21 protein-coding genes are annotated in these 24983 nt (G+C 69.3%); 7 read left to right on the top strand and 14 right to left on the bottom strand.

The window, feature by feature from the left end:
• Nucleotides 1-60: 60 nt before the first annotated feature.
• Nucleotides 61-2331, bottom strand: a complete 2271-nt coding sequence (locus VKP62_09600; protein MEB3197444.1) for a heavy metal translocating P-type ATPase — start codon at nt 2329-2331, stop codon at nt 61-63.
• A gap of 76 nt (nt 2332-2407) precedes the next feature.
• Here VKP62_09600 and VKP62_09595 point away from each other — a divergent pair, with 76 nt between their 5' ends.
• From VKP62_09595 to VKP62_09585, 3 genes are all read left to right on the top strand, one after another.
• Nucleotides 2408-3901, top strand: coding sequence for an MFS transporter (locus VKP62_09595; GenBank protein MEB3197443.1), 1494 nt, complete (start codon nt 2408-2410; stop codon nt 3899-3901).
• A 103-nt stretch (nt 3902-4004) separates the two neighbouring features.
• Nucleotides 4005-4550, top strand: coding sequence for a hypothetical protein (locus VKP62_09590; protein ID MEB3197442.1), 546 nt, complete (start codon nt 4005-4007; stop codon nt 4548-4550).
• Between the two features lie 115 nt (nt 4551-4665).
• Complete coding sequence (locus VKP62_09585) at nt 4666-5295, top strand: hypothetical protein (GenBank protein ID MEB3197441.1); 630 nt, start codon at nt 4666-4668, stop codon at nt 5293-5295.
• On the opposite strand, the gene VKP62_09580 is transcribed toward VKP62_09585, so the two are convergent.
• The 6 genes from VKP62_09580 to VKP62_09555 form a co-directional block, all read right to left on the bottom strand.
• Nucleotides 5287-6498: a fasciclin domain-containing protein gene (locus VKP62_09580; protein ID MEB3197440.1), complete on the bottom strand. Its 1212-nt coding sequence runs from the start codon at nt 6496-6498 to the stop codon at nt 5287-5289. The genes VKP62_09585 and VKP62_09580 overlap by 9 nt on opposite strands.
• Nucleotides 6482-6820 (bottom strand): hypothetical protein, encoded by a 339-nt coding sequence (locus tag VKP62_09575; GenBank protein MEB3197439.1) that lies wholly within the window; start codon nt 6818-6820, stop codon nt 6482-6484. Before VKP62_09575 ends, VKP62_09580 begins: the two co-directional genes overlap by 17 nt.
• Before the next feature lie 9 nt (nt 6821-6829).
• The gene (locus VKP62_09570) at nt 6830-7288 is read right to left on the bottom strand and encodes a DUF5069 domain-containing protein (protein MEB3197438.1); all 459 of its coding nucleotides are present in this window, start codon (nt 7286-7288) and stop codon (nt 6830-6832) included.
• Nucleotides 7289-7482: 194 nt separating this feature from the next.
• Nucleotides 7483-8925 (bottom strand): family 1 glycosylhydrolase, encoded by a 1443-nt coding sequence (locus VKP62_09565; protein ID MEB3197437.1) that lies wholly within the window; start codon nt 8923-8925, stop codon nt 7483-7485.
• A gap of 269 nt (nt 8926-9194) precedes the next feature.
• Complete coding sequence (locus VKP62_09560) at nt 9195-10421, bottom strand: peptidoglycan-binding domain-containing protein (protein ID MEB3197436.1); 1227 nt, start codon at nt 10419-10421, stop codon at nt 9195-9197.
• A gap of 156 nt (nt 10422-10577) precedes the next feature.
• The gene (locus VKP62_09555; protein ID MEB3197435.1) at nt 10578-11678 is read right to left on the bottom strand and encodes a peptidoglycan-binding domain-containing protein; all 1101 of its coding nucleotides are present in this window, start codon (nt 11676-11678) and stop codon (nt 10578-10580) included.
• A gap of 132 nt (nt 11679-11810) precedes the next feature.
• On the opposite strand from VKP62_09555, the gene VKP62_09550 reads away from it, so the two are divergent.
• Nucleotides 11811-12290, top strand: a complete 480-nt coding sequence (locus VKP62_09550) for a hypothetical protein (GenBank protein ID MEB3197434.1) — start codon at nt 11811-11813, stop codon at nt 12288-12290.
• A gap of 32 nt (nt 12291-12322) precedes the next feature.
• Here VKP62_09550 and VKP62_09545 read toward each other — a convergent pair whose 3' ends face one another.
• Nucleotides 12323-13987 carry a DUF885 domain-containing protein gene (locus tag VKP62_09545; GenBank protein ID MEB3197433.1) on the bottom strand — a complete coding sequence of 555 codons (1665 nt, stop codon included), beginning with the start codon at nt 13985-13987 and terminating at the stop codon, nt 12323-12325.
• Nucleotides 13988-14153: 166 nt separating this feature from the next.
• Between VKP62_09545 and VKP62_09540 the strand changes: the two genes are divergently transcribed.
• A complete protein-coding gene (locus VKP62_09540) occupies nt 14154-14567 on the top strand; it encodes a hypothetical protein (GenBank protein MEB3197432.1) in 414 nt (137 codons plus the stop codon).
• Between the two features lie 11 nt (nt 14568-14578).
• On the opposite strand, the gene VKP62_09535 is transcribed toward VKP62_09540, so the two are convergent.
• Together VKP62_09535 and VKP62_09530 are read right to left on the bottom strand one after the other, a co-directional pair.
• The gene (locus VKP62_09535; GenBank protein MEB3197431.1) at nt 14579-16096 is read right to left on the bottom strand and encodes a tetratricopeptide repeat protein; all 1518 of its coding nucleotides are present in this window, start codon (nt 16094-16096) and stop codon (nt 14579-14581) included.
• Nucleotides 16097-16286: 190 nt separating this feature from the next.
• Nucleotides 16287-17276 carry a cation diffusion facilitator family transporter gene (locus tag VKP62_09530; protein ID MEB3197430.1) on the bottom strand — a complete coding sequence of 330 codons (990 nt, stop codon included), beginning with the start codon at nt 17274-17276 and terminating at the stop codon, nt 16287-16289.
• Nucleotides 17277-17359: 83 nt separating this feature from the next.
• On the opposite strand from VKP62_09530, the gene VKP62_09525 reads away from it, so the two are divergent.
• Together VKP62_09525 and VKP62_09520 are read left to right on the top strand one after the other, a co-directional pair.
• A complete protein-coding gene (locus tag VKP62_09525) occupies nt 17360-18661 on the top strand; it encodes a hypothetical protein (protein ID MEB3197429.1) in 1302 nt (433 codons plus the stop codon).
• Between the two features lie 151 nt (nt 18662-18812).
• The gene (locus tag VKP62_09520; protein MEB3197428.1) at nt 18813-19853 is read left to right on the top strand and encodes an ankyrin repeat domain-containing protein; all 1041 of its coding nucleotides are present in this window, start codon (nt 18813-18815) and stop codon (nt 19851-19853) included.
• On the opposite strand, the gene VKP62_09515 is transcribed toward VKP62_09520, so the two are convergent.
• The 4 genes from VKP62_09515 to VKP62_09500 form a co-directional block, all read right to left on the bottom strand.
• Nucleotides 19808-20839, bottom strand: a complete 1032-nt coding sequence (locus tag VKP62_09515; protein MEB3197427.1) for a hypothetical protein — start codon at nt 20837-20839, stop codon at nt 19808-19810. The genes VKP62_09520 and VKP62_09515 overlap by 46 nt on opposite strands.
• Nucleotides 20840-20990: 151 nt before the next feature.
• Nucleotides 20991-22268: a TolC family protein gene (locus tag VKP62_09510; GenBank protein ID MEB3197426.1), complete on the bottom strand. Its 1278-nt coding sequence runs from the start codon at nt 22266-22268 to the stop codon at nt 20991-20993.
• 52 nt (nt 22269-22320) lie between these two features.
• On the bottom strand, nt 22321-22995 hold the full coding sequence (locus VKP62_09505; protein ID MEB3197425.1) for a HAMP domain-containing sensor histidine kinase: 675 nt from the start codon (nt 22993-22995) through the stop codon (nt 22321-22323).
• A gap of 524 nt (nt 22996-23519) precedes the next feature.
• A complete protein-coding gene (locus tag VKP62_09500; protein ID MEB3197424.1) occupies nt 23520-24677 on the bottom strand; it encodes a hypothetical protein in 1158 nt (385 codons plus the stop codon).
• Nucleotides 24678-24983 lie beyond the last annotated feature (306 nt).

Genomic DNA, 24983 nt, shown 5'->3' with positions numbered 1-24983 from the left:
CTTCCCCAACCCGGTTCAGCGTAGCCGCAAGCCGCGCCCGCCCGAACAATCAGGCAAGGCTCAGCGAAAGCGCCTCAGGCGCAGGGCATTGAGCACCACGCACACGGAGCTTGCGGCCATCGCACCGCCGGCGATCGCCGGCGACAGCAGCTGACCGGTCCAGGGATACAGCAAGCCGGCGGCAAGCGGAATGCCGGCCACGTTGTAGGCAAAGGCCCAGAACAGGTTCTGTCGGATGTTGGCCATCACGGCCCGCGCCAGTCGCCAGGCCGTCACCACCGCCCCGACATCCGCCCCCACCAGGGTCACGTCGGCGGCCTCGATCGCCACCTCGGTGCCGCTGCCGAGCGCCACTCCCACATGGGCCGCCGCCAGGGCCGGGGCATCGTTGAGGCCATCTCCTACCATGACGACGCGGTGCCCCTCCGCCTGCAACCGTTGCACCTCGGCGGCCTTATCCCCCGGGCGCACCTCCGCCACCACGCGCGCGATGCCAAGCGTGCGCGCCACGGCTGCGGCCGTGCGGGCGTGATCCCCCGTCAACATGGCGACCTCGAGGCCCGCCGCCTGCAGCGCGGCCACCGCCTCGGCCGCCCCCGGTTTGGGCGCATCGGCCAACGCCACCAGCCCGGCCAGGCGACCTGCCACCGCCGCCAGCAAGGGGGTCTTGCCGGTGTCGGCCAGGGCCGCCAGGGTCACCTCCAGACCTGTCAGCTCGACACCGGCCTCCTGCATCCAGGCGGCATTGCCCACCAGCACGGGCCGACCATCGACCACGCCGCTCACGCCACGACCTGTCCGATTGTCGAAGGCCTGGACCTCAGGCAGCGCGAGGCCGAGTGCGCGCGCGTGCGCCACCAGGGCCTGTCCCAGCGGATGCTCCGAGCCCACCTCGACCGCCGCCACGACCCTGAGCAGTTCCTCCGCCTGCCAGCCAGGTTCGGGCAGGACGTCCGTCACGACGGGGCGCCCGAGCGTGAGCGTGCCGGTCTTGTCGAACAGCACGACCTGGGCCTGGCTCAGCGCCTCCAGGGCGCCAGCCGTCTTGAACAGCACGCCGAGCTCCGCCCCCTTGCCCGCACCGACCATGACCGAGGTGGGCGTGGCCAGCCCCATGGCGCAGGGACAGGCGATGATCAGCACGGAAACGGCCGCCAGCACCGCCTGAGCCGGGCCTGCCAGCACCAGCCAGGCCAGGGCCGTCACACCGGCGATGGCCACCACAGCCGGCACGAACACGGCCACCACGCGATCCGCCAGGCGCTGGATCGGCGCCTTCGAGCCCTGCGCCTGCTCGACCAGGCGCACGATCTGGGCCAAGGCGGTGTCCCCACCGACGCGGCGGACTTCCATGACCAGCGTGCCGCGCTGGTTCAGGGTGCCCCCCACCAGCTCATCGCCCACGCGCTTGTGAACCGGTTCACTTTCCCCCGTCAGCATGGCCTGGTCGACGTGCGCATCGCCTTCCAGCAGGAGCCCATCGACCGGAATGCGTTCGCCCGGACGCACCCGCAGGCGATCGCCCACCCGCACCTCGTGGACGGGCAGGGCCACCTCCCCGGCGGGGCCCAGGCGACAGGCCTGCTGCGGGGCCAGCGCCAGCAGGCCCTGAATCGCCCCGCTGGCCTGCTGACGCGCCCGCGACTCGGCGTGGCGCCCGGTCAGGATGAAGGCCACGATGGCGGCGGCGGATTCATAGTAGACGTCGGCCGCAAATCCACGACTGGTCAGCCAGCTGGGCCACAAGGTGGCCATCAGGCTGTAGGCGAAGGCCACCCCGGTACCAAGCGCCACCAGGGTGTCCATGCTCCAGCTGCCGTGACGCAGGCCCTTCCAGGCTTGCTGGAAAAAAGGAGCCCCCACGCCAAACACCAGGGGGGCCGTCAGCGCGAGCTGCCAGAGCGGGCTGTGAAACGCGCTCGGCAGGAGATGGCCCCAGGGGCCATGCAGGCCCATGGCCCCCAGCACCACCGGGGTGGCCAGGGCCCAGGCCCACCACAGCCGACGACGCTCCCGTTGACGCTCGCTCACCGCGTGGGCCGCCGCCTCGGCGTCCCGCGCGGCCGTCGCCGCCGACCATGGGTCCGCCACCTCCCACGGCTCGGCCGGATAGCCCGCCGCCGCGACGGCCGCCGCCAGCTGCCCGGGGTCCGTGCCGGCCGGATCATAATGGACGGTGGCCCGTTCGGTGGCCAGATTGACGTGGGCCTGGGCCACCCCAGGTGCCCGGCTCAGCACCCGTTCGACCCGGTTGGCGCACGCCGCGCAGGTCATGCCACGCACACTCAGGGTCAGTTCGTGGGGGGCAGCAGCAGGCTCGGGCTTCGTCATGGTGGTCGCCATGGTAGCAGGGAACAGGCACCTGCGAGCGCCCCAAAGGCAGGGCCCGCCTGGTATGCTGAGGGCGATGCGTCCCGCCCCTCCCCACCTGGCCATGGTGGGCGTCTTTCTGGCCCTGTTCCTGGCCTCGGTGAACCAGACCATGGTGAGCACCGCGCTGCCGAGCATCGTGGCGGACCTGGGTGGGATGGCGCTGTACAGCTGGGTCTTCACGGCCTACATGCTGACCTCGACCGTGTCGGTGCCGATCCTGGGCAAACTGTCGGACCTGTATGGGCGCCGTGGTCTCTTTCTGGCGGGCATTGCGACCTTCGTGGCCAGTTCCCTGGCGGCTGGCTTCGCGCACGGGATGCCTGAGCTGATCGCCCTGCGCGCCTGCCAGGGCCTGGGTGCCGGCGCGATCTTTCCGCTGGCCTTCGCGATCGTGGGAGACCTCTATCCGCCGCACGAACGGGGGCGGATTCAGGGCCTGATCGGTGCGGCCTTCGGGGCCTCCAGCTTGATTGGCCCACTGGCGGGAGGCTGGCTGACCGAATCGTTCGGCTGGGCCTGGTCCTTCTGGTTCAGCGTGCCGGTCGGCCTGCTGGCCTTTGTGGCCGTGGCGCTCACCTTGCCCGCCTCGCGGCCCGTCCCGGGCCCGATCCGCCTCGACTGGCTGGGGGCCCTCCTGCTGGTGACGGCCCTGACGCCGCTGCTCTTGCTGGCCAGTTTGGGCGGCAGTCAGCTGCCCTGGAACAGCCCGCTGTCGGTGGCGCTGGCCATCGGCGGCCTGGCGGCCACGATGGCCTTCTGGAAAACCGAACAGCGCGCCGCTGAACCGATCATCCCGCCCGCCCTGTTCGCCAACCCGGTCATGCGCAGCATCGCCGGGGCTTCGGTCATGAGCGGGATCGTGCTGTTCGGCGACACGATGTTCCTGCCGCTGCTGGCCCAGGGCTTGCTGGCCCTTCAGCCTACTCACGCCGGCTTGCTGCTGACGCCCTTCATGCTCGGCATGGTGGGCGGCTCGTCGACCAGCGGCCACTGGGCCTCCCGCTGGCATCGTCACCGTCCGCTGGCGCTGGGGGGGCTGTTGCTGGCCACCGGCGCGGCCCTCGGCTTGCTCGCCTGCACCTGGCAGGCCAGCGGTGCGGCGGCGATCGCCACCGCGGTCTTTGCGCTGGGACTCGGCCTGGGGGCAACCTTTCCGGTGTTCTTGCTGGCGGCCCAGAGCGCCGTCCCGCCCAGCCAGCTGGGCTCCGCGACGGCCCTGGTGCAGTTCTTCCGGAGCATCGGCGGCACCTTCGGCGTGGCCGTGCTCGGCGCGCTGCTGGTCCACCAGTTCGATGCCGGGTTGGCGGCCCAAGGGGCCGCGCTCGGGGTCGGCGGTCGCCCCGATGCGCGCGCGATTTTGACGCCGGCTGGCCTGGCTGGACTGCCCCCCGACGCGCTGGCCGCCATCCAGGCGAGCCTGCGGACGGCGCTGGCCATGGTCTTCGCCGCGGGCGTGCTGGTGGCAGGGCTTGGGGCCTGGATCGCGCTGCGCATGCCGGAAACCGCCCGCCGCCCGGATCGGATTTAGATATATTTTATAAAATATGTGTTAAATGTCGAAAGGCTGACGCGCCGGACCGCGACAACCCTTTCAGGCGGGCACGGTTGGCCCGCGCGGAAGGAGGAGTGGAATGGACACCTTGCTGGTGACGCGGCCGCAGGCCGCCGAGGCGACGGATTTTCCGATCGAGGCGCTGACCCTGCTGGCCTGCCTCGACGAGGCCCAACTCAGCTGGGCGCCCCGTCGCTGGGACGAACTGCGGGCGCTGGGCGAACTGGCGGAGAGCCTGCAACGCTGGAAGAGCGGCCATCGGCCCGCGAAACCCAGCCTGGCGGCCCAGTTGCAACGCGCCATGGCAGAGCTGCAATGGCGCCTGCCGGGGCCGAACCCGCGTGCCCGTCAGGCCCTGCTGAGCCTGAGTTCCGCCTTGATGGCGGGCGGAGCCGCCTTGCTGCGCCGTCTCGATCAGCCACCCGCAGCGGCGCGCCGGCCCGTCACCGCGCGCCCCGACGCAGGGCGCCGGCTCCGTACCCGTGCGCCGAGAGCCCCCCGCTGGAAGGCGCTCGTCTCGCGCTGGTTGCCCTGGGTGGACCCGGGCAGTTCGGCCCGTAGCCTGTGGGCCCTGGGACTGATCTGTCTGGAATCTCTGCGCCAGGCGCACGTCACAGCCCGCTGAACGTACCCGCTCTGGATGCGCCTGAGCCCCGCAGGGTGCCTGGTTCAGGCTGGATCTCATCGCCCCTCACCGGCGGCGCCATGCGCTGCCTGCCTGGAATTGGAAGGAGCCTGTCATGACCTCGCATCGCCTCTCCCCGGATCGCCGCCTTCCCCTCGCCCCTGCGCGAGACATCCGCGGCGGCCTGGCCCAGCCGCGCGACGCGCGCCCCAAGCCGCCACGCCTGGAGGACGAAATTCGCCTATCGGAGGCCCTGAAGCGCATCCAGGCGCGGGAGCGGCAACTGGCCGACCTGCTGGAGGCGATCGCCGAGACGGGTCTGGTCGCGGACGAGGCAGGCGAGGAGGCGGACGGCGGGCTTGAGGTAGAAGGAGCTGACGCTTCCCCCCGCCCCGATGAGCCGGAGGAGTGCCCGGAATTGGCCCCGGTCCGGCCGAAGCCCACTCGCGCACGCGGGCAGGCGGCTCCGCCGCCCTGTGACGCCACATCGCCTCAAACCGTCCCCCCGACCGCCCCGGTGACGACGGCTGCCCCGCCCCTTCCCGCGACGCCGCCCACGCCCGAAGAACCCCTGGCCCAACGCACGCTGCGGGCCACCTTCAACGGGGCGATCAACGGAGCGCTGGCCGTCATCATCGGGGGAATTGCCAGCGCCATCATGGGCCCCGCCGGCGGGTTGATTGGCGGCTCCGTGCTGATCGGCCTCAACGCCGCAGGAATCGAGTGGTGGCGGCGCTCAGGGTAGCGTGAAGCCCGGGGGCAACAGCACCCCGTCGATCACGTGCATTACACCGTTGCTGGCCACCTGGTCATAGCGAGCGATCGGCTGGTTGGAAACGGCCCCCGAGGCGATCGTGACCGTCTGGGCGGGCAGCCCGGGGGCCGCGACGGCCAGCGTCGGAAAGGTCCGCCCGGGCAGGTTGCCGGAACGCTGGGCGCCCGCCACCACGTGATACTGGAGCAGAAAGGTCAGGCTGGCCGCATTCGCCGGCTGGCGCAGCGCGGCCAGACCGGCCGCCGGCAGGGCGGCAAAGGCCGCATTGGTCGGCGCAAACAAGGTGTGCGAGGTGGCCGTCTGCAAGGTCGCCACCACGCCGGATTCGGTCAGCAGCAGACGCAGGGTCGAGAGCTCCGGCCGGGCATCCACCAGCGCCACCACGCTGGTGGCGACCGGCAGCACATCGGGGGGCCGGAGCACCCGATCCACCAGGTGCAGCACCCCGTTGCTGGCGCGCTGGTCGACGGCCACCAGGTCCGCCCCGCTGATCGTGGGCGTGCCCGCGGTGTTCTGCAGGGTCAACATCCAGCCCTCGGCCGTCTGCAGCTGCGGCGACGTCAGGGCCGCCCGCGGCAAGCTGCCGAGCGCCACGTGATAACGCAGGATCCGGGTCAGCAGCGCGCGGTTCTCATCTCGCTGCAGGTCACCGAGTTCCGCCGGCGGCAGCGCCGCAAAGGCCTGGTCCGTGGGCGCGAACAGGGTGAAGGGGCCGGCACTGCTCAGGGTGGTGTCGAGCCCGGCCCGCTGGAGCAGGCCGGTCAAGGTGCTGAGTCGCGGATGCGCCGCCACCTGAGCAGCCAGCAAACCGCTCAGTGCGGGGCTGGTGGCCACCACCGTCGGGCTGGCCACCCGGTTGGGCTGACTGGCCACGATCCAGGGGATGACGGGAACCGGCAAGGCCGTCAATGGGTCGCCGGGCGGCAGCGTCGCGACAGGCGGGTTGACCGGCAAGGGGGCGGGGGCGAGCGGCGGCGCCGGCATTGGGGTAGCGGTCGGACGGAACGTGGGCAGGAGCGCGAAGGGGGTCTCCGTCGCGCGGGGCGTGATCGGGGCCTGGAGCGCCGTGGTCTCCTTGGCACGCGTGCAGGCGACCCCCAGCCCGAGCAGGGCCATCAGCGCAAGGCGTTGACCCCAGCGAGCGCGAGGCCCGGCCTCAGCGCCTCCGCGCATCTGGCCGGGCTCCCCGATACGCATCCAGCAGGCTGAACACCAGTACCCCGAGAAACAGCAAGGACCAGACCAGCGCCGGCTTGAGCGCCTCGCCCGCCGCGATCAGGGTGGCATCGTCGAGGCGGCCCGACTGGCTCAGCACCGGCACCGTGGCGTTGAGGGCCTCACCCATGCCCCAGAGACACAGCAAGGAGACCCCCGCCAACCCGACCCCCTTGAGGGGTGATCCGTTGTACAGCTGGCCCACACCCGGCCAGACCAAGCACAGCAGGCTGGCCAGCCAGGGCTTGCGGCGGGATTTCGACTCACCAGACTCGCTCATGGCGCCCCTTCATACATCCGGCAGCGGATGCCCTTCCTCCAGACAGATCAGGCGGTTGAAGTTGTCGGCCGCACGCAGGTCGAGTTCGGGCCGCTCGGCCGCCAGCTTGGCCTTGGCCTCGGCCAGCCACGTCGCATAATCACCGGAGACGGGCCCGCGGGCCTGCAGCTGATACGCCTCGAAGCGCGTTTCCCAGCCGGCCGACATCTGGGATTTCAGCCACGCGGCAATGGCCTCATCGCTCTGGCCGCTCTCAATCACGGCCTTGAGGGCCTCTGGCTCCACCCCCGCCGTGGCCAGAAAGTGGCGATCGCCGCCACAGGGATAGGCCATGTACTCGCCGAGCTGTCCGGCCTGCGCCGCGCGCACCTTGTCGATCAGACGCGCGAGCCAGGGGATCCCCCCGAGCGTCTCATAGGGGCTGCGGGGATAGTCCTTGCGAAGATCCTTGACCACCACGGCGTTCATTCAGGCAGCCTCCTTCCGGGTCGAGAGCGAGCGCGAGACCGAAGACCCGCGCCAGCAGGCGGGGCCATGATACACCAGAACCAGGCGCGTGCCACGAGGGTGAACCACGCCCTGCAACAGCCGAGCGCCACACCGCGGTCAAGCGACCCGGCCTCACCACACTCCGCGGTGCCGTCGGCGGACGCGCCAGACGGCTAGCGTCGACGCCCCTGATAGCGTTCCAGCAGGTAGGGGGGAATGCGGTTCTGCTTGACGATCGCCTCGTACACGGCGGCGGAGGCGGTGGGAAAGCGGCGCAGCTGGGGGTCCCGGCGATCGACCCCGAACAGGCCGAACTTCGGCTCATAGGAGCCCCACTCGTAGTTGTCGACCAAGGTCCAGTGCATGTAGCCGAGTACCGGCACCCCCTCGGCCATGGCCCGGCGCAGGTGCAGCAGGTGGTTCACGATGTAGGCTTCCCGAGTCCAGCCATCGGGGCGAGGGTTGTCCGAGGGGGTCGGCATGCCGTTCTCCGTCACCATCAAGGGCAACTGATAGCGGCCGTGCAGTTTCTTGGCGACCTCGTAGAGACCCTCCGGATACAGGGGCCAGCGCTCGTAATTGCCAATCAGGGGCAATTCGTGGGCCTTCACGGCATAGAAATAGTTGAACGCCATGAAGTCGAGATGGCGTTTGGCCTGCGGAGCCGCGGGGGTACCGCTCGTCCCGGTGCGGCGCGGCGCAAACTGGTCGAAAAAGCTCAGAACGTCGACGTAAAAACCCTTGTTGAGGGGCCCATCCAGCTTCTCTTCGCGCTCGCCCGGGTAATCCGGATCCGCGTTGCGCGCGTGAATCACGATCGGATTGATGCTCACCCGGGCCACGGTATCGTGGGCATGAATGGCCTCGTAGCCAGCCTTGTGAGCTTTCGAGATGTTCGCCATCACGGCCGCGTAGGCCCACGGATTGACCTTGCCCGGGGGCATCATGCCGGCCATGTAGCCCACCAGCGCATACGTATTCGGCTCATTGATCGTCAACCACCAGTCCACAGCCGAGCCGTATTCCTGGGCGGCCCAGCCGGCAAAGCGAGCAAACTGCTCGGGCATGCGGTCTGACTCCCAGCCCCGCCGCCCCTGGGGATCGGCCTGATCCAGCCAGGCGGGATAAGAAAAATGGACCAGGGTCACGATCGGGGTCATGCCCCGAGCCCGCACGGCGGTCAGCAGGTCGTGATAGTGCTGGACGGCCTGTGGGTCGAAGACGCCCGGTTCCGGCTCGATACGCGCCCACTCTAGGCTGAAGCGAAAGGCCTTGAGGCCCAAGCCGGCCGCCAGGTCAAGGTCTTCCTCGTAGCGATTCCAGAAATCGATGGCGGGCCCGATCGGCTGCGCCACCTTGCCAGCACGTCCCCAAGCCGCCCAGTTGCTGGTCTGATCGCCCCCCTCGCTCTGGTGGCCCGAGGTGGCAACCCCCCACAAGAAGTCGCCCGGAAACGGCGCCGCCGGATCGCTGACCTGCCGCACGGCCAGCCGCTGGGAACCGGCGGACGAGGCGGCAGGCAACAAGCCAGCGCGCCCACAGGCGAGCAACGACAAGCAAACCGACAGACCTGCCAGCGCGCGCCCAACCCCACGAGAGGAAAACCACCTGGTCATGAAGACGCCCCCTCCAAGGGGCCGCGGCAAACAAAATCGGGAGAAGCCATGCAGCCATTGTCACGCTGCCGGGCCCTCATGTTGCGCCCCTTTTGCCGCCGGTAGTTTAAAAAGGATTTAATATCGCGGAAATAACTGTTTAAAAGACCCTGGGGAGAGCGCCCCTGCCTCGGGGCCGCGTGCCCCTGTTGGCGGGGCAAAGGCCAAGGCGCGCCCTTCTCCCACGCCATCGCCCGCGCGGCGAGTTCGAACGTATGCGCGCGCCGCGCTCAAAGGGGCAGCGTCAGGCCCAGTTGCGGCCCCTGCCAAACGGACAGGTTGGGCGTGGTCACGCCGGTGGTCAAGAGGCCCCGATAGCCACCACGCAAACGAAGCGGGCCCAGCCGACCGAGAAGCCCCAGATACCCCTCGGCGAAGAGACCGCCCGGAATGCCGAGCCCCCATCCGGCCGAGACATCCAGCGCGGGGCCATCGGCGTAGAGCGGCAAGAGCGACCCCACATCGGCCGCCAGCAGGCTGGAACCGACGTTCCCCTGCGTGACGCCGCGCCAGCCCACCCCCAGATTCAAGCGCTCTGCGTCATCGCGCCAGCGCAGATTGGCGTCGATCAGTTGCAAACCGTCCGACAGCAATCCATACCCCCCACCGAGCCCCCAGTTCCCCCGCCAGTAGGAGAATCCCCCGTTCCAGCCGGGTCGGGCCAAATCGACGATCGTGCGGCTGTCACCCGTCGCCACGAGCCAGTCGGCGGCGCGCAATTCGAACTGGCTGCCGGTCGCCTGGCGAATCTCCTGACGGTCGGACGGCATTTCGGCACGTACCGGCACCTCGATCGGGCGAGCCGGAACGGGCAGGGGCACCGTCTCGTTGTACTCGGCCGGCCGCGGGTTCGGGCGGGGCGGCGGCGGGGCAACGAAGGGCGGAAACGAGGGCGGCGCAGGGGCCTGAGCGGCCCACTGGGAGAGCGGCTTGCCCGCCGTCGAGGCCGGCAACTCGGGCGCACTCGGGCGAGCCGGCACAGGCGGCGGCTGAAGCAGCAGCGCGGGCGCCTTGGCCAGCGGGGCCACCGTCGGCGCGAGCGGCAGCGCGCGCAGCGGCAAACGCCAGTAGGCGCTGCGGATGAGTGCGATCTGCAGCGCCGAGACCCGTCGGCCCCGCTGCCCCAAGCGCAGCACCGGCCCCGGTGGCAGCCCGAGCGCCCGCTGCGTGATGGTCCCCACCTGCCCCGTCACCGCGATGCCGTGACGGGCCTGAAACTGCCGGACGGCGCGGTCGGTGTTCAGCGCAAAATGACCATCGACCCGCAGCGAAGGTTGACGTGGCGCCAGCCGAAGGGCCTGACGCTTGCGCCGCAAGCGATGGTAAGCCCGTGGGGCCTGGCGCACGCTGCCATACCGGGACTGATGGCCCTGGGCATAAGCCTCCACCGGCTCAGGGGCGCCCCAGGCGGCCAGCCAGATCGAGACAGCCAAAAAACAGGAGGAAAATGCGCGCATCAAGCACCACCCATCGCGGCCCAGCAGGCAATCCAATACCGCCCGGATTCGCGGCGGCAACAGCATAGCGGAAATTTTCGCCGTTTGACCAGTGACAAGGCTCCTAAGTCCCGACTCAGGGACCTCGGAGCCTTGGTCAGATCCAACAACCGAAGCCTAGAACTTCAGGCCCAGGTTGGCGTAAGGAGCCTGGGTCCAGACCAGCTGGTTGGTGCCCGCAAAACCGCTGAGGCCGATCGCGCGCCAGCCGCCATCCAGCAGGAAGGGACCGAAACCCAGCCCGAGACCCAGACGGCCATCGGCCATCCAGCCGGCGCCGAAGTTCGTGCCGCCCAGCGCCGTGCCCCGCACGGTCAGTGCGTTGCCGACCAGCGGCAGGTCGAAGGCGTAACTGACGGTGCCCAGGTGATTGCCGGACAGGTTGCGGTAGCCGAGCCCCAGCCGCTGCTGGTCTGCGGCGTCACGCCAGCGCACCTGACCGTCATACATGGCCCCAGCGGCCAGCACCTGGGTCGGCCCCACGAAGAAGGCCGGCAACGCGGTGTAGTCGCCCGCCAGACCGTAGTCGTCGGCCCACAGCGACAGGCCTGCCATGTAGGCCGGCTTGGTCATGGTCCAGTCGAAGTCATAGGCGCTGGAGAACTTGGGCAGGAACCAGTTTCCACCGTAGACGAAGAACGACGAGCGGGCGATCGCCGCGGCCGCATCGGCCGAGGGCGCGACCACCACCGGCGCGGGCGTCCACGGCTCGGGGGTCGGGGCGGCGGGAATCACCACCGGTGCCGCAGCTTCCTTGGGGGCCGCAACCGGAGCCGCGGGACGGGCCACCGGTGCCGCAGGCTTGGCCGCCACCGGTGCGGGCTTGGCTTCAGCCGGCTTGGCCTTGGCCGCTTCGTGCCAGATGTGCTCGTGATGGCTGAGCAAGCGCTGGGCAGTGCGGACCTCATCATTGTTCATCAGGCCCGGGCGCAGGGCTTCGCCCGCAGGCAACCCCAGCGCCTTGCGCGTCTCCGTGCCGATGATGCCGTCCACCTTCAGCTTGTGTGTCGTCTGAAACCGACGAACGGCCGCTTCCGTGAGCGGGCCATACTTCCCGTCGAGTTTGAGATGATGACCGTGCTTGAGGGCCTCCCCATGGACCGCGTCCGCTTCCGTGTCACGTACCGGCGTCGGGTTCAGATACGCCTGAGCGGGCAGGGCGGTCACAAACACGGTGGCCAGCGCGAGGGCCAGCGTCGGCAACGATTTCTTGGACATCTTTCCTCCTGGTGAAGCGGGACGGCGTCCGCAGTGGTGGAGTGGATTGGCACCAAGCCAGCGAGCGATTAGCATACTGGAAGGCTTCCCCGCGCGCCAGTGAAACTGGCAATTCCCCCAGCAAGGGCCGCCATGCCGCATGATTACACGATCTTTTTGAACGCCCCGGCTCCGCCGACGCCCAAGCAGCTGCGCGAAGGGCTGGGAAGCAGCGACGGCTGGGGCAGCCTGCATCCGGATCACCTCGACATTCCGGCCGACGACATCCACTGGGACACGCTGAGCTGGGCCTGGCGCGACGGCGCGCCCCCGGTGGTGCTTGAGCTGGAGCACGTGACCCGCGAAGCGTGGCGCCTGCCCGATCTCGAACTGGAGCGCGCCCGGACCGCCCTGCAGCGCCTGCCAGTCAGCCCGCCCCGGGCGCTGGCCCTGCGCCAGCTGGCCGAGACGCGTCTTATTCTCACCTTGGTGGTTCCACGGGTGGCTGGCAACGAGGCAGCCTGGCGGCTGGCCGAACGCCTGGCCCAGGTGCTGGAGCAATCAGGCCCGGGCGTGCTGCACGTGGCCGGCGGCGCCTGGTACGTCGCAGGGCAGATCCTGCCCATTGCCTGAGCGCGGAAGCTGGACGCCGGGAGCAACGCCCTCTAGAGCAAGCCATCACGGGTGCCCAGCAGCGCTTCCCGGATCAGGGGGATCGGCAGCGGCCCCTGAGCCAGAAAGGCGTCGTGAAAGGCCCGCAAGGAGAAGCGAGCACCCTGCAGGGCCGCATAGTCCTCCCGCAATTTGGCAAGCATGAGCTTGCCCAGCGTGTAGTAACCGTAGGTCGGATCGAGCGTCCCCCGCCAAGCCTCGGCCTGCGCGACCGGACGGGCCAGAAAGGCCTCTCGCTCGAAAAAGGCCTGCGCCTCGTCCAGTGTCATGCCCTCGGTGTGGAGACCGAGGCCGACGATCAGGCGCGCATTGCGCAGCAGGGCATCCTGCAACATGGCGATGCGGTAGCGCGGCAGATCGTCGCGAAAGCCCTGCTCCAGCATCATGGCCTCGCAGTAGTGCGCCCAGCCCTCCGCATTGGAGGGCGCCCACAGGACGCGCCGGGTCAAGGAAGGAAACGCGCCCATCAACAGAAATTGCACGTAATGGCCTGGATAGGCCTCATGCACCGACAGATTGCTCAGCCCCGCCTCGGTCCACTGCGCCATGTAAGCCTCCTGCTCGGCGAGCGGCCAGGTCGGATTGGGCAAGGTCATGTAGTAGAAAGCCTCGGTGGAGACGCCTTCGAACGGCCCGGGCGTGTCCATGGCGGCGGCCACCGTCGCCCGCATGAAGGGCGGGGTTTCCACCACCCGCAGCGGCTTGTCGGCAGGCAAGCTCAGCAGGTCACGCGCGGCGATGAAGCCCCGGATCTCTTCCAGCATGGCCTGGGTGGTGTCCAGCAGCGACGCGGCCGGCACGTGGTCGCGCCCGAGCAAGACCAGCGTCTGCGCCGGTGGCGTGCCGGGCTGCAACGTTTCCGCCAGCTGCCGCAATTCCGCCTGATTGCGCCGAAGGTCCGCCTCGCCCACCGCCTTCAACCGGGCCAGGGGGATCTCCACGAGCTCGTCGTGGTACAGCTTGCGCGCGAAGGCATCTGCCCCCAGCGCGAACGAGCCGTTCGAGCGAGGCAACAGGGTCTCCCGCAGGAAGCCCTCGAAGCGCTCGAAGGCGGCCACGACGTCCTGACAAGCGGCCTCCAGCCTGCGCGTCTGCGCCTCCGAGAGCAGGCCCGCAAAAGCCTCCGACACCGTGGTCTCGAAAAAAGCGCGATTGCCCGGAAGCTGCGCGAGGGTGATCTCGGTGTACACCCGGGGGGGCTGGGCCAGGTTGACCTCCGCCTCCCGCAGCACCCCGGGCATGGCGCTCATCCGGCCCAGCAGGGCCTCCAAACGCTCCTCAGGCGGTGCGAACTGTCGATTCACCAGACTGAAGGCGCTCTCGGTCAAGGCACTGGCGTAAGCGTCCGGGTTACGTTCCAGGGGACGCACGACGGTGGCCGTTTCGATCGCGCCGCTGATATGGGCCAGCAGCCACTCCCGGTCATGGGCGTGAACCGGGCTGAGATCGCACGGATCGAAGGCCTCGAAGGCGAAGCGAAATTCGCGCCACGCTTGCACGGCGTCGGCCTGGCCCGCCAGGGTGAAATCCTCCAGCACGCCATCATGCGCATGCACCCCCAGGGCCGTGGCCCAGGTGGGGTGACGCTTCATCTGCGCCTCGTGGTAGCGCTGCGCCAGCGCTGCAAATTCCTCGTCCGCCGATGGGGTTACCAGCACGCCGTCACTCACTTCCGCTACGCCTCTGCGCTCGCCGGCCTGACCGCGATCACCCAGATGGCCCTGATCCAACATCACGCTGTTAAAGGTTGATTAATTCTCGCACCGTGGCGCGAAGACCGCGCGATAACCCCCGCAGCCCCACCGAACGAGCTGGAAGACCATCATGGCCGGAACTGCCGAACTGCCCCGCAAGAAACCCCTGCTGGCCCACATCCTGTATCTCGAAGGGGTGCTGACGGGAGACCGACTCGATCAGGCCCTGCGCGCGTGGAACTGGCATCGCCAGGGCGGCTACCCCCGCGCCTTCGGACAGGTGGTGCTGGAGCAGGGCCTGTTGCCGGTCGCCTCGCTGGCCCGCTACGTGTCGCTGCAGCGCAAGCTGGCGGCCGTGCCGTCTGCGCGCAAGCCGCTGGGCCTGGTGGCGCTGGAGCGTGGGGTGCTCAAGCCCGCCGAGCTGGTCAGCCTGCTCGACGAGCAGCGCCATTCCCGGCAACGCCTGGGCGAACTGATGGTCCGCTCCGGCAAGCTCAAACGGCCCCAGCTGGATGTGCTCCTGATGTATCAACAGCAGGCCTGAGCCTCACCCGCCTAGCAGGCGCGCGGCCGGCGACTACTCAGCAAGGCCCGATAGTCCGCCATCTGGTCAGCCACCACCTCAGGGCGCAAGCGGGCGAACGCCACCAGGGCCGCCTCGAGATCGGCCCGTGCACTGCCGGCCCCACCACTCTGGGCGTCCCTGGCCAGCAGGCCGGACACCTCAGGCCGCAGCGCCAGGACGCGTTCGAGGTCCAGTCGGGCCAGTTCCTGATGACCCAACGCCAGCCGCGCACAGGCCCTGCGCCAGAGCAGACCGACGTGGTCCGCGACCACGCGCAGCCCCAAGCCGTAGTCCCGCTCCGCCGCCGACCAATCACCAGAAGCCTCGTGCGTCAGCCCCCGGTTGAGATACAGCGTCCGGTCGCCGGGAATCAGTTGCTCCAGCATGTCGAAATCCTGGATGGCGTCGGCCAGCCGTCCGAGCTCCCGCCGGGCGATCGCGCGATGGCGCCGGGCTTCTACGTGGTTGGGTTCGTGCCGCAGGGCCTCGTCGAAATGTGGTAACGCACCGGCCAGATCGCCCAGCCAGCAGGCCAGCGTCAGGCCCAGTTCAGCGTGGACTTCCGGATCGCGACTGTCGACGCGACGCGCCGCCAGCAGGACCGCACAGGCGTCTTCGGGGCGCCCCAGGCGACGCAGGGCATCCGCCCGTCGCACAAAGGCCCGAATGTCACTCGGGACGGCCTCGATGCGCTCAGCGGCCACCCGTGCGGACGCCTCCTGCAACAGGCCCTCGCGGGCCATGGCGACGCCCAGACGAGCCTCCGGGCAGTTGATCCGGCAACGCAAGGCCCCGAAATAATCGGCCATGGCACCCAGCCAGTCGCCGGCGTGCCGGCGCGCCTCCGCCCGCGCCATGAACCCTTGCCAGTCATCGGGCGGCGCGCAGGTGGGATCTCCAGCGTCGCCCGCGTACAGGGGGCCCCGCTCATGACGAGCCGCCACCTCGGCGGCGATCTGAAACTGGAAGCCCGCTTCCGGATGTTCCGGCTTGAGCACCATGGCCACCAGGAAGTCGGCCATCGCGCCGTCGAAATCCTCCTGGTCAAAGCGGGCCCGCCCCCGCAGGTACCAGGTCGGCACGTGGTCGGGGCGACGCCGCAAGACCTCGGTGTAATCCTCCACCGCACCTTGCAGGTCGCCGTCGAGGTAGCGCGCCCAGCCACGATGGTGGTAAGGAGCCAACCGTTTGCCGCAGAGCGTGGCGGCCGCCGAAAAATCGCGGTGGGCGTCGGCCAGCGCCAGTTGCTCGGTGAAGATCAGGCCGCGCCGCAAGCGGGCTTCATAGCACTGTTCCAGATCACCGGCCAGCAAGGTGGCCCCGTAATCCTCGGTCGCTCCGACCAGATCGCCGAGGGCGCCGCGCGCCTTGCCACGCTGCAGGTGCAGGTCAGGCTCGCCGGGGCTTGCCTCCAGCAATTCGGTGAAGATCTCCAGCGCGTCCTCGTAACGTTCCCGTTCGAGGCAAGTGCGACCCTGGCGATAGTGAGGATGATCGGTCATTGGCATGGCGCGGCGATACAAAGAACTCCGAGGGCGACTTCGCCAGTGTAAGATCTGGTGCCGCTTTCAGCGGTGATGATCGCGACAACCCAGGCGTGAGGCCGCTCACGGTCCTCGCCCCTCATCAAGGAAGCACCGCTCTGAACGTCTTTGCGTATGACGATAACAGGGCCAGATCTGCCGATCTGTGCGGGTTTCAGGCCAGCGAGTCGACCGTCGGCGGCCCGTAGTCTGCATGGCTCTCGGGATGCTCGTCGTCGTGACAGGCCGGCTCCAGGTGGGTCGTCACCGTGACGTTCTCACCCGGGAACAGGGCACCGATGCGACGCTCCACCACCCCCGCCACGCGATGGGCGGCTTGCAGGCTGGCCTCGTCCTGAAAGAGCAGATGGGCCTCGATCAGGACCTCATGCCCCACGCGCCGGTGGCGCACCTGGTGATACCCCACAATCAGACCCTCCGCCTGCGCCTGCCGCAAGCAGGCATCCAGGCGGTTGCTCTCATCCGGATGGGTGCGGTCCATCAGTCCCTCGAAGCTCGCCTTCAGCAAGCGCCAGGCGGTCCAGACGATGTTCAGCCCCACGGCGATCGCCACCAACGGGTCGAGCCACAGCACCCCCGTCAGCCAGACCAGGCCCACGCCGACCACCACGCCGGCACTGGTCCAGCTGTCGGTCAGCACATGCTGGCCATTGGCCACCAGCACCAGCGACTGATGGCGCTTACCGGCCTGGACCAGGTACAGCCCCAGAAACAAATTGAGCAGCGCCAGGGCGGCCGTGATCAGCAGGCCCAACCCCAGTTCCTGCAGGGCCGGTCCCACGATCAGCGCCCGCACCCCGGTCGCGATGATCGAGAGGGCCGCCACCAGGATCAGGGCCCCCTCAAATCCGGCCGAGAAGTAGGCAAACTTGCCGTGGCCGTAGGGATGGTCCTCATCCGCGGGCTGGGTCGTCCACCACAGGCCGAACGTGGCCACCCCGGTGGCAACCAGATGAATGACGGATTCGATCGCGTCCGAAAAGATGGCCGCCGAACCAGTCAGCCACCAGGCTCCCAGTTTCCCGACCAGCATGATCCCTGCCGCGGCGATGCTGGCGGCCATGGCAATTCGACGTGGATCCCACACCGCGCTGTTGCTCCCCTCGTTCGATTGGGGCAAGACCTCCGCCATCTTGCCCCGCATGAGGAGGCTCGTCAAACGCACCGGGGCGGGATGCAGGCCCGGCCCGCGCGGGTAAGCGAGGAGCGAGAGGAACCGAGGCAATCATGGCGGAAGATCCGATCGAACGAGCCAGGGTGCCGGAATGGGAAGTCCTGGCCCTCCAGCGCGAGCTGAACGCCCGCGTGCGCGCCGGCACGCTGTCCGGGCCCTTGCTGGCGGAAACGGGCCGACTGGATGAGGCCACACGGGCCAAGCAACGCGAACAGGAGGCGCACGACGCGATCGCCCTGGCCGCCCTCGACCCTGTGGTTCCGGCCGACGCCGCGGCCCGAGAGGCCGCGCGCCAGCAAGATGAAGCCTGGCTGGAAAGCCTGCGCACGGAACTGACCCACATTCCGGATGGCCCGCCCGGACAAGCGAACCCCAAGCAAATCTCGCTCGATCGATTGGCGGCCCTGGCGCAGGCGCTCGCGCGGAAGTGGGCCGCACGTCCCGACCTGGAAGACCAGCTCGCACGAACCCTGGGCCCGCTCCCCCCCCCGGGGGGGTTGCTGCAGCCCGATGGTCGCTTTCGCTACGCCGAGCTGCAAGCGTGTCTTGCTCGCCTGCAGCAAGCGGAAGCACACGTCATGGAAGAGGCCGACGCGAGCCACCTCCAAGAGGGGGCCGCCCGGCAGCTGGCTGAATACCGCAGCGGCCTGCTGGCAGCGCTGGGGGCCGGCGGGGCGCCTCCGCGGCGCCCACCAGCGCCGCGTCCGACGCCCACCCGGGCGACGCCCCCCGTCCCCCCAGCCCAGCCACCCACCAGCGAGCCTGTCGAACCGGTCGAGCCCGGCTTCCTGCGCGATCCCGAACGCGAACGCCACGGCCGCGAGCTGGACATTCTCGGACCGGAACGTCGCGCCACCATGCTGAGGGACACCCACCGCCACGATCCCCAGGACCCCCTGCTGCCACGATTGGTGGCCTCGCTGATCCGAACGCACGCCGAGCTCGTCTTGCCGGAATGGATCGCGCACCTGGATGATTATGGCCGCTTCGCCCTGAGTCTGGAGGAGGACCGCCTGGCCCGGGTCTCACCGTCCGTACGGGAGGCCTGCCTGGCCCTGGCAGAGACCGTCGCCCCAGGAGAGGCGGGGCAGCCTGCCCGAGCGGCCCTGGCCACCGCCGCCGCCACGGCGGCGGTGCGCCTGACACCCGCGTCCTTGCCAGACGTGTTGGATCGATTTCCGCACGCGCAACGAGAGCGCGTCACGCTGGAGCTGCTCGGGCGCCTGGACGACGAGGTCTTGCGGCAGGCCGGCAAACCGGCCCTGCACAGCATGGCGCGGGGCCTTCAGGCCACCGGTTCCTCGGAACAGCGGCGTCAGCTGGCCCGTCTGGTGCGTTTGCTGAGTGCCCGTTGATGCCAGCCAGTGGCACGTTGCGCAAACCCGCGTGACGAGCGGCTTGAAGACACATAACACTTGTGATACAGGCCCCGCCGGGGGGTATGCAAAGGCCGGGCGGAGGTGTGGCCAACCGGCCGCATCGCCGGCGACCTGAGGAGTTTGCAAGATGGTCTTCCAACACGTGCTGGCGATCGCGGTGATCCTGAGTGTGGCTGGCGTCGCTGCGCCGGCCGTCGCGCACGTCAACGCGGCCGGTGACGTGAATCGCGAACTGATGGCGGCAGCGGCCCACGGGCAACTGTGGCGTGTGCGCGACCTCGTCGAGGCGGGCGGGAACGTCAACTGGCGCGACGAGGAGGGCTACACGCCCATGACGTGGGCGGCGCAACACGGACACCTGCACGTGGTGGAGTTTCTGATCGGCCGCTATGCAGCCGTCAACCCGGCCGACCGGACGGGCTACACGCCGCTCATGTGGGCGGCCCAGGAAGGTCATGCCGGGGTGGTGGAACTGCTGCTACGGCGCGGGGCCAACCCCTACGTCACGGACCCCCGCGGGGCCAATGCGCTGACGCTCGCCCGGGCCGGAGGCAACGATCGGGTCTACGCCATTCTGCGGGAAGCCATGAATCAACCGAATCCGCTGGCCGCGCGCCCGGCTTCGCCAGGCATGGGGGCCGTGTATCCCGTGGCACCGCCCAGCTGGACCACGACAGGCGGCCCGGGCAGCTGGGGGGCCGGGGCCGTGAGGCCGCCGGGCAGCTTGGCGGCACCGGCGGCGCCAGGCTGGGACGGCCAGGCCGGGATGGTCGGCGAGTTTTCGCAAACGCCTGTCTTGCCGCCGATCTATGACAGCTATCGGTCGAAACCGCTCGACAAGAACCACGGCGCGGTGGTGGCCAAGAAATCCTGGGCCGTCAGCCGTCTGGCCGATGAGAGCTATCGTTTCCGCGCCGACTACTCCAGTTACGTGGCCGCCACCGCCACGCACATCGGCTGGGACGCCATGGGCACGCTGAACGACCCCGACGTGGAAGTCGGCAAGTACCTGAATGCCATGTATGCCAATCTGATGAAGGGGCGAGACCTCTCCCGGGCGCGCCGCGACCTCGGTCGGGCCAAGAACGTCCAGGATGCGCGGGGAGAGAGCCTGTTTTCCCGCTACATCATCGAAGCGGACAACATCTTGCGCGACGCCGGCTGGTAAGTCCCCCGCGCCGTCCCCGTCGAACCTTGGAGGCCCAGGTGGGCCGGCAAAAACGGGTTCAAGGCGTCACTCTGACGCAACTGCTGGGCCGTGAAGAGGGTGGCATCTGGCGTCTCGCCACCGACCTCGTCGGTGGTCAGCCCCGATGCCGCCAGCAACTTGCCAAAGTCCGCGGCGGCCGCCACCAGCTGTTCCCGGGAGGACCGTTCCTCCGGCTCGGCCTCGATCTCGAAACGCTCCCGCCAACGCCCCGCGTCATCGCGACTCTCGTCAAAGTGCAGGCCCAGCTTCAGGCCGCCACCCACCTCTTCTCGCGGCAGGGTGACCGTCCAGCCGTTGCGACGTTTCATGGCGCTGGGGAACAAAGCCGCCTGGGCCGGCCCCCCAAAGGGCTGCTGGCCTGCCCAGGCGGGCAGGGCACGCCACTGGCGATCCACGTCGCGGGCGCTGGCCAGCAGCGGCGGGCCCCCGAGATCGAGTCGCAAAAAGAAAGCCTGGGTGGCGAGCCGGAGCGCCCCCGCGGCGTCATCCGCGAGGCGTCCCTCCCAGGTCTCCACGATCGAGAGGGTGACCGGCAAGCCGACCGGCGCAATCGTGACCCGCTCCACCCCCCGCGAAACCTGCCACTCGGTCTTCTCGCCCTTGAGTTTCAAGCGTAGTCTGGGCGCCTCGGGCTGTTGCATGCGCCGGAATCGCTCCCCGTCCCAGCAGTCGTAACTGTAATCCAGGCGTGACGTTTCCGCGCGCCAGGGCAAGGCCGACTGGAGGCGCCGGAAGCCAGCCTCCGTGAGCGGCAAACGCAGCTCCGGCAGGCGTCGCCCAGCCGCCAAAGGCTCTTCCTGAGCGCGCCAGATCCCGGTCTGACTGGTCGCCGGCCTGGCCGGTGGCACCAGGACACGCCCCTGACCACAGGCCGTCAGCAGGGTGGTCAGGCAAAGACAGGAAAGCACGTGCTGGCGCATGCGCCGATGGTAAGGCCTCGTCATGAACCGGTTATCCGCCCGAACGGGCGAGAACTTGCCTCCCGAGCCTCATCCCGTGGCGAATCGGATGCGGCCCGAGCGCCCTGCGGGCAGCCTGCGCCCCCGGACCGCAAGGGCGGCTGCCGTCCTCTCCCGCTCGCGCTGGTCGCGACGCTTACGGCGGTGACAGGGAACGTTCGCGACCAGTTTCCCCCAAGGCACGCCAGAGCTCGGCCACGGCCCGATGGAGCTCGGCCTCCGCGCGCACCTCGGCCACTTCGGCCACCCCCCACAGGGCGCGCGCGTCCGTGAGCTCGACCGCCTGGCCCACCCCATCCCGATAGCGCCTCAGCGCCAGGCGCCAGGTTTCTCGTGCGGCGCGGAAGCGCGCCGCGGCCGCCGGTCGCCGATCGCGTGCCCCGCGCAACCCCCAGTAGGCCTGCTCCACCTCCAGCCGCACGCGGCGGGCGCGCTCCGCCTGCAGCGCCGCGGCCGCCTCCGCTTCGGCCCGAGCAGCCTCCCAGCGACGGGTCAGGGCATACCCCGTGAACAACGGCAGCGACAGACTCACGCCGCTGGACCAGAGGGGGGCGGGCGACGCGTCCCGCACCCGCACCCCATAAGAGGCATCGGCCACCAGTTCCGGCCAGCCGGAACGCGCTGCGGCGTGCGCCCGCGCGGTCCCGGCCTCGGCCTGCCAAGCGGCAGCCACCAGCGCAGGATGACGCGTCATGGCCCGCGCCACCAGGTCGACCAGCGGCTGGTTAACCAGCGCCGGCAACCCCGAAAAAACCGGCTCGCCAGCCGGTATTTCATCGAGCGCCAGGGACGCCGCCAGGGCCCGCCGGGCACCCTCGGCCGCGGACCTGGCAAGGGCCAGATCCCCCCGGGCCGCCTCGCGATCGGCCTCGATCCGCACGGCCTCGATCTTGGGCCGGCGGCCCGCCTCCCAGAAGGCCAGGGCCTGACGATAGACCACGCTGGCAGCCTGAAAACCGTCCTCGGCCGCACGCGCCTCGGCCCGCGCGCGGGCCCAGTCGAAATAGGCTCGCCGGGTGGCGCAGGCGGCCTCCACCATGGCGATCTCCACCTCGCCCTGCCAGGCCGCGGCCTGCGCATCGGCCTCCGCCGCGCGCTGGGCGGTCCGGCCAAAGTCAAACAGCTGTTGTCGGAGCTGAACGCCAGCGGCCGAGAGCTGAAATGGCTGCGCCGCCGTCTGAGAGGGCGACACATTGGTGGTCAGCGCGGTCGCGGCCTCACCCGAAACCTGGGGCCAGTAGGGCGCCCGCGCGGCGGCTGCCTGCGCGGCGGCCGCCGCGGCGTGGGCCCGAGCGGCCGTGATGGCGGGGTGACGCGCCACCGCCACATCCACGAGGGCTTCCAGGGCCAAGGGCGCCGCCTCGACCGGCAGCGGCATCCCCAGCAGACACGCGCAAAGGAACCAGACGGGCATGGGCCCCTCATCCAGGTGCGGCAGGCGACACGTGGGGGTCACCGCCGTGCGATCAGGCCGGCAAGGGCAAGGTGAACCAGAAGGAGTTGCCCGCCCCCGCCACGGCCCGCAGGCCGATCCGGCCCCCGTGGGCCTCGATGATCCGTCGGGCAATGAACAGCCCCAACCCGAGGCCCGGACCTTTCCGCACATCCAGGGATTCCACCTCGTGCCAGCAAACCGGTAAAGGCGGCTGCACGTGCGTCAGCAAACATTCACTGCGATCGTCCACCGAGACGCCCAGCCGCCCCGGCATGAGAAAGCCGCGCAGGCTCACGACGGAATCAGGCGGGGCCAGATCGATCACGTGACCGAGCAGCCGCGAGAGCGCATCGCCGAGGCGCGGCTCATCCCCCTGCAGCAGGGGCAATTCGGACGGCAGGCGCAGGGTCAGCTGCAGGCCCTTGGCTTGCGCCCGCGGTGCCAGCAGCGTCAGCACATCGCGTCCCATCATCGCCAGGCAGAAGCGCTCCCGCTGAAGCGAGGTCTGCCCGGTGGCCAGCGCCGCGGCCGTCAGCACATCACCGATCACCGCGCTCAGCTGCGCCTGGGCTTCGCGCAGGCTCTGCAAGACCCCGGCCACGGTGTGGCTCTCTTCCTGAGCCTCCAAGGCCAGTTCCAGCGTGTCCTGCAAGCCCGTGACCAGCTGCAGCGGCGTGCGCAGCTCGTGGGCGAGTAAGGCCAGCACCTGGGCCTTGACCTCATCGTGCCGACTCGGAGCCTTGTGTCTGCCTGGATGGCGACAAGGGCGGGCGGCGCTTGGGGAAGGCCCGCCGAGTGGCGGGTCGCACGCCCGCGGCGACGGGGACAGGGAGACGCTCACCGGAGTCAGGGAAGTCATCAAACACACACCTTGGGCAGGGCAGCGGCCGACCCTCCTGAGGGAGGCGACCTGGGCTCGCCGACGGACCCGACGAGTATAGGCTCGAATTTTCCAGTCGGGCAATCATGGACAAAAAAGGTCGAAAAAGGAGTGACGAGCGTCCGCCGCTTCCCTGGGGGCAGGGCGCGCCGCGCCGACCTTTGGTGACATGAGGAGGGGCCGCGGCCACGCCCGAAACACACGCCAGGGAAGCCGGCATCTGGGTTTCAGACGCTTGTCTCCAGAACGCTGAGGCGTCAAGCGGCTTGGACCCACGAGAGGCGCCCAAATGCTTAACAAAAGTTTACAATTATTCTTTCAGCCGCGCCGAGTGAGACCGTCCCGCCCCCTCAGCGAGGGGTCTCGGGCGCCGGCCGGGTGATGCCCTCGAGGTAGGCGGCCAGGTAGGCGGCCGTCCCGAGGGTGGCCTCGTACAGCGCGACCGGGTGCAGATCCACCTCATCGGGAAATTCGCCGATCACGCCGTGGACACTGGGGCTGATCTGCCCGTGGGCGAAGACGTCCTGCAAGGAATGCAATCCGCATCCGAGCTCGATTTCCGCCTCCTCGAAGGCGCCCAGGCGGGCCATCTCGATGGCCCTCGCCAGGTGCTGCGAGGCATACACCAGCCGGCTGTCCTGCGCGTCCCGGTCGAGATTGAAGTGGCGTGGCATCCCCTGAAAGGGCGACGGGCCGGTCTTGCTATACGGGGTGGTGTTGTCGTCGATGCCCTGACTGTGGCTGGCGAGTCGCCTGGCCGTGTCCTCCGAGAAGCCCAGCGAGCGGGCGATCGTGAGGGTGCCGTAGCGCGGATGCTCGGCACCAGGCAGCGTCGGCAGCCCGTAATGAAAGTCGGGACCGAAGCGCCACTTCAGATCGCCCACGCGCTTGAGCGCGTCGCGATAGCGCTGCTGGGGCGATTCGCCCGTGGGACGCGGGGTCTGCCGTACCGGCAGGGGCTGGCGCCACGCTTCGCGCAAGGCTGCCGGGGCTTCCACGATGGCATTGGTCAGACTGGTCAGCCCCAGGAACAGATCAGGCTGGGCCCTCGCCAGGTCGAAGGCCCGCTGCTGAGCCCAGATCTCTTCGCCCTGATAGGTCGTGGTCGGTCGATACTCGGGCATGGCCTGGAGCGTCTGGAGAAACCCCCGGTCAGTCCGGCCTCCGGAACGAACCCCGACCAGCCCCAGCTGGGCCAGGAACCCCTGTGGGTCGAAAGCCTCCTGGGGAAGGCCATTTTCCAGGGAGGCCAGATAGGCCTGGCGCGCCTCCTCCGTCTTGAAGCGGGCCGGCTTGCCCATGAGGCGTTCGGCGATCGCGATCTGCTCGCGCAACGACGGGGGCCGGTAGGTCGGCTGGGCGTCCCGCTCCTCCCGCGTGCGCACCCGCACATCGCCGGGAAGGAGTGCCTGGGCTGGCGCCTCGGGTGCAGCCGGCCGACTCGGCCCCTCAGGGCCCCGTCCGCCCCCCTCCGCGCGAACAGCCCCAGCATCCAACGCACGCACCATCGCGCCCACCTCCACGATCACGCTCCATCCCACCCGATGGGTATGTGGCCCAACCCTGGCCTGAACCCTATTAAGAAGCACGTAAGCAATGGTTAATAATTGTTTAAATTTTACAGGACTCAAGTCCTGATAAAGCCAGAAAAGCGGTCAAAACCAATGGTTTCAAGCGTACAGAACCAGGTTCCCCGGACGCGCCAGCGAGAGCCCCAAGGCTCGGCTGCCGCGTGGGGCAGGACGTCACGCCGGGTTAGCGAGTCCTGAGCGGGCCACGTCATTCTCCGGCCTGCCCCACCTCGACCCGAACCA

This window comes from Candidatus Sericytochromatia bacterium (genome assembly GCA_035285325.1).
Classification (GTDB): Bacteria; Cyanobacteriota; Sericytochromatia; order S15B-MN24; family JAQBPE01; genus JAYKJB01.
The sequence above is the reverse complement of the archived record's forward strand: the minus strand, read 5'-3'. Positions and strand labels throughout refer to the sequence as shown.

Bases quoted from the DNA above. Each gene is read 5' to 3' on its own strand.
- VKP62_09600 (MEB3197444.1), bottom strand. From the start codon at position 2,331: ATGACGAAGCCCGAGCCTGCTGCTGCCCCCCACGAACTGACCCTGAGT.
- VKP62_09595 (MEB3197443.1), top strand. From the start codon at position 2,408: ATGCGTCCCGCCCCTCCCCACCTGGCCATGGTGGGCGTCTTTCTGGCC.
- VKP62_09590 (MEB3197442.1), top strand. From the start codon at position 4,005: ATGGACACCTTGCTGGTGACGCGGCCGCAGGCCGCCGAGGCGACGGAT.
- VKP62_09585 (MEB3197441.1), top strand. From the start codon at position 4,666: ATGACCTCGCATCGCCTCTCCCCGGATCGCCGCCTTCCCCTCGCCCCT.
- VKP62_09580 (MEB3197440.1), bottom strand. From the start codon at position 6,498: ATGCGCGGAGGCGCTGAGGCCGGGCCTCGCGCTCGCTGGGGTCAACGC.
- VKP62_09575 (MEB3197439.1), bottom strand. From the start codon at position 6,820: ATGAGCGAGTCTGGTGAGTCGAAATCCCGCCGCAAGCCCTGGCTGGCC.
- VKP62_09570 (MEB3197438.1), bottom strand. From the start codon at position 7,288: ATGAACGCCGTGGTGGTCAAGGATCTTCGCAAGGACTATCCCCGCAGC.
- VKP62_09565 (MEB3197437.1), bottom strand. From the start codon at position 8,925: ATGACCAGGTGGTTTTCCTCTCGTGGGGTTGGGCGCGCGCTGGCAGGT.
- VKP62_09560 (MEB3197436.1), bottom strand. From the start codon at position 10,421: ATGCGCGCATTTTCCTCCTGTTTTTTGGCTGTCTCGATCTGGCTGGCC.
- VKP62_09555 (MEB3197435.1), bottom strand. From the start codon at position 11,678: ATGTCCAAGAAATCGTTGCCGACGCTGGCCCTCGCGCTGGCCACCGTG.
- VKP62_09550 (MEB3197434.1), top strand. From the start codon at position 11,811: ATGCCGCATGATTACACGATCTTTTTGAACGCCCCGGCTCCGCCGACG.
- VKP62_09540 (MEB3197432.1), top strand. From the start codon at position 14,154: ATGGCCGGAACTGCCGAACTGCCCCGCAAGAAACCCCTGCTGGCCCAC.
- VKP62_09535 (MEB3197431.1), bottom strand. From the start codon at position 16,096: ATGCCAATGACCGATCATCCTCACTATCGCCAGGGTCGCACTTGCCTC.
- VKP62_09530 (MEB3197430.1), bottom strand. From the start codon at position 17,276: ATGCGGGGCAAGATGGCGGAGGTCTTGCCCCAATCGAACGAGGGGAGC.
- VKP62_09525 (MEB3197429.1), top strand. From the start codon at position 17,360: ATGGCGGAAGATCCGATCGAACGAGCCAGGGTGCCGGAATGGGAAGTC.
- VKP62_09520 (MEB3197428.1), top strand. From the start codon at position 18,813: ATGGTCTTCCAACACGTGCTGGCGATCGCGGTGATCCTGAGTGTGGCT.
- VKP62_09515 (MEB3197427.1), bottom strand. From the start codon at position 20,839: ATGACGAGGCCTTACCATCGGCGCATGCGCCAGCACGTGCTTTCCTGT.
- VKP62_09510 (MEB3197426.1), bottom strand. From the start codon at position 22,268: ATGCCCGTCTGGTTCCTTTGCGCGTGTCTGCTGGGGATGCCGCTGCCG.
- VKP62_09500 (MEB3197424.1), bottom strand. From the start codon at position 24,677: ATGGTGCGTGCGTTGGATGCTGGGGCTGTTCGCGCGGAGGGGGGCGGA.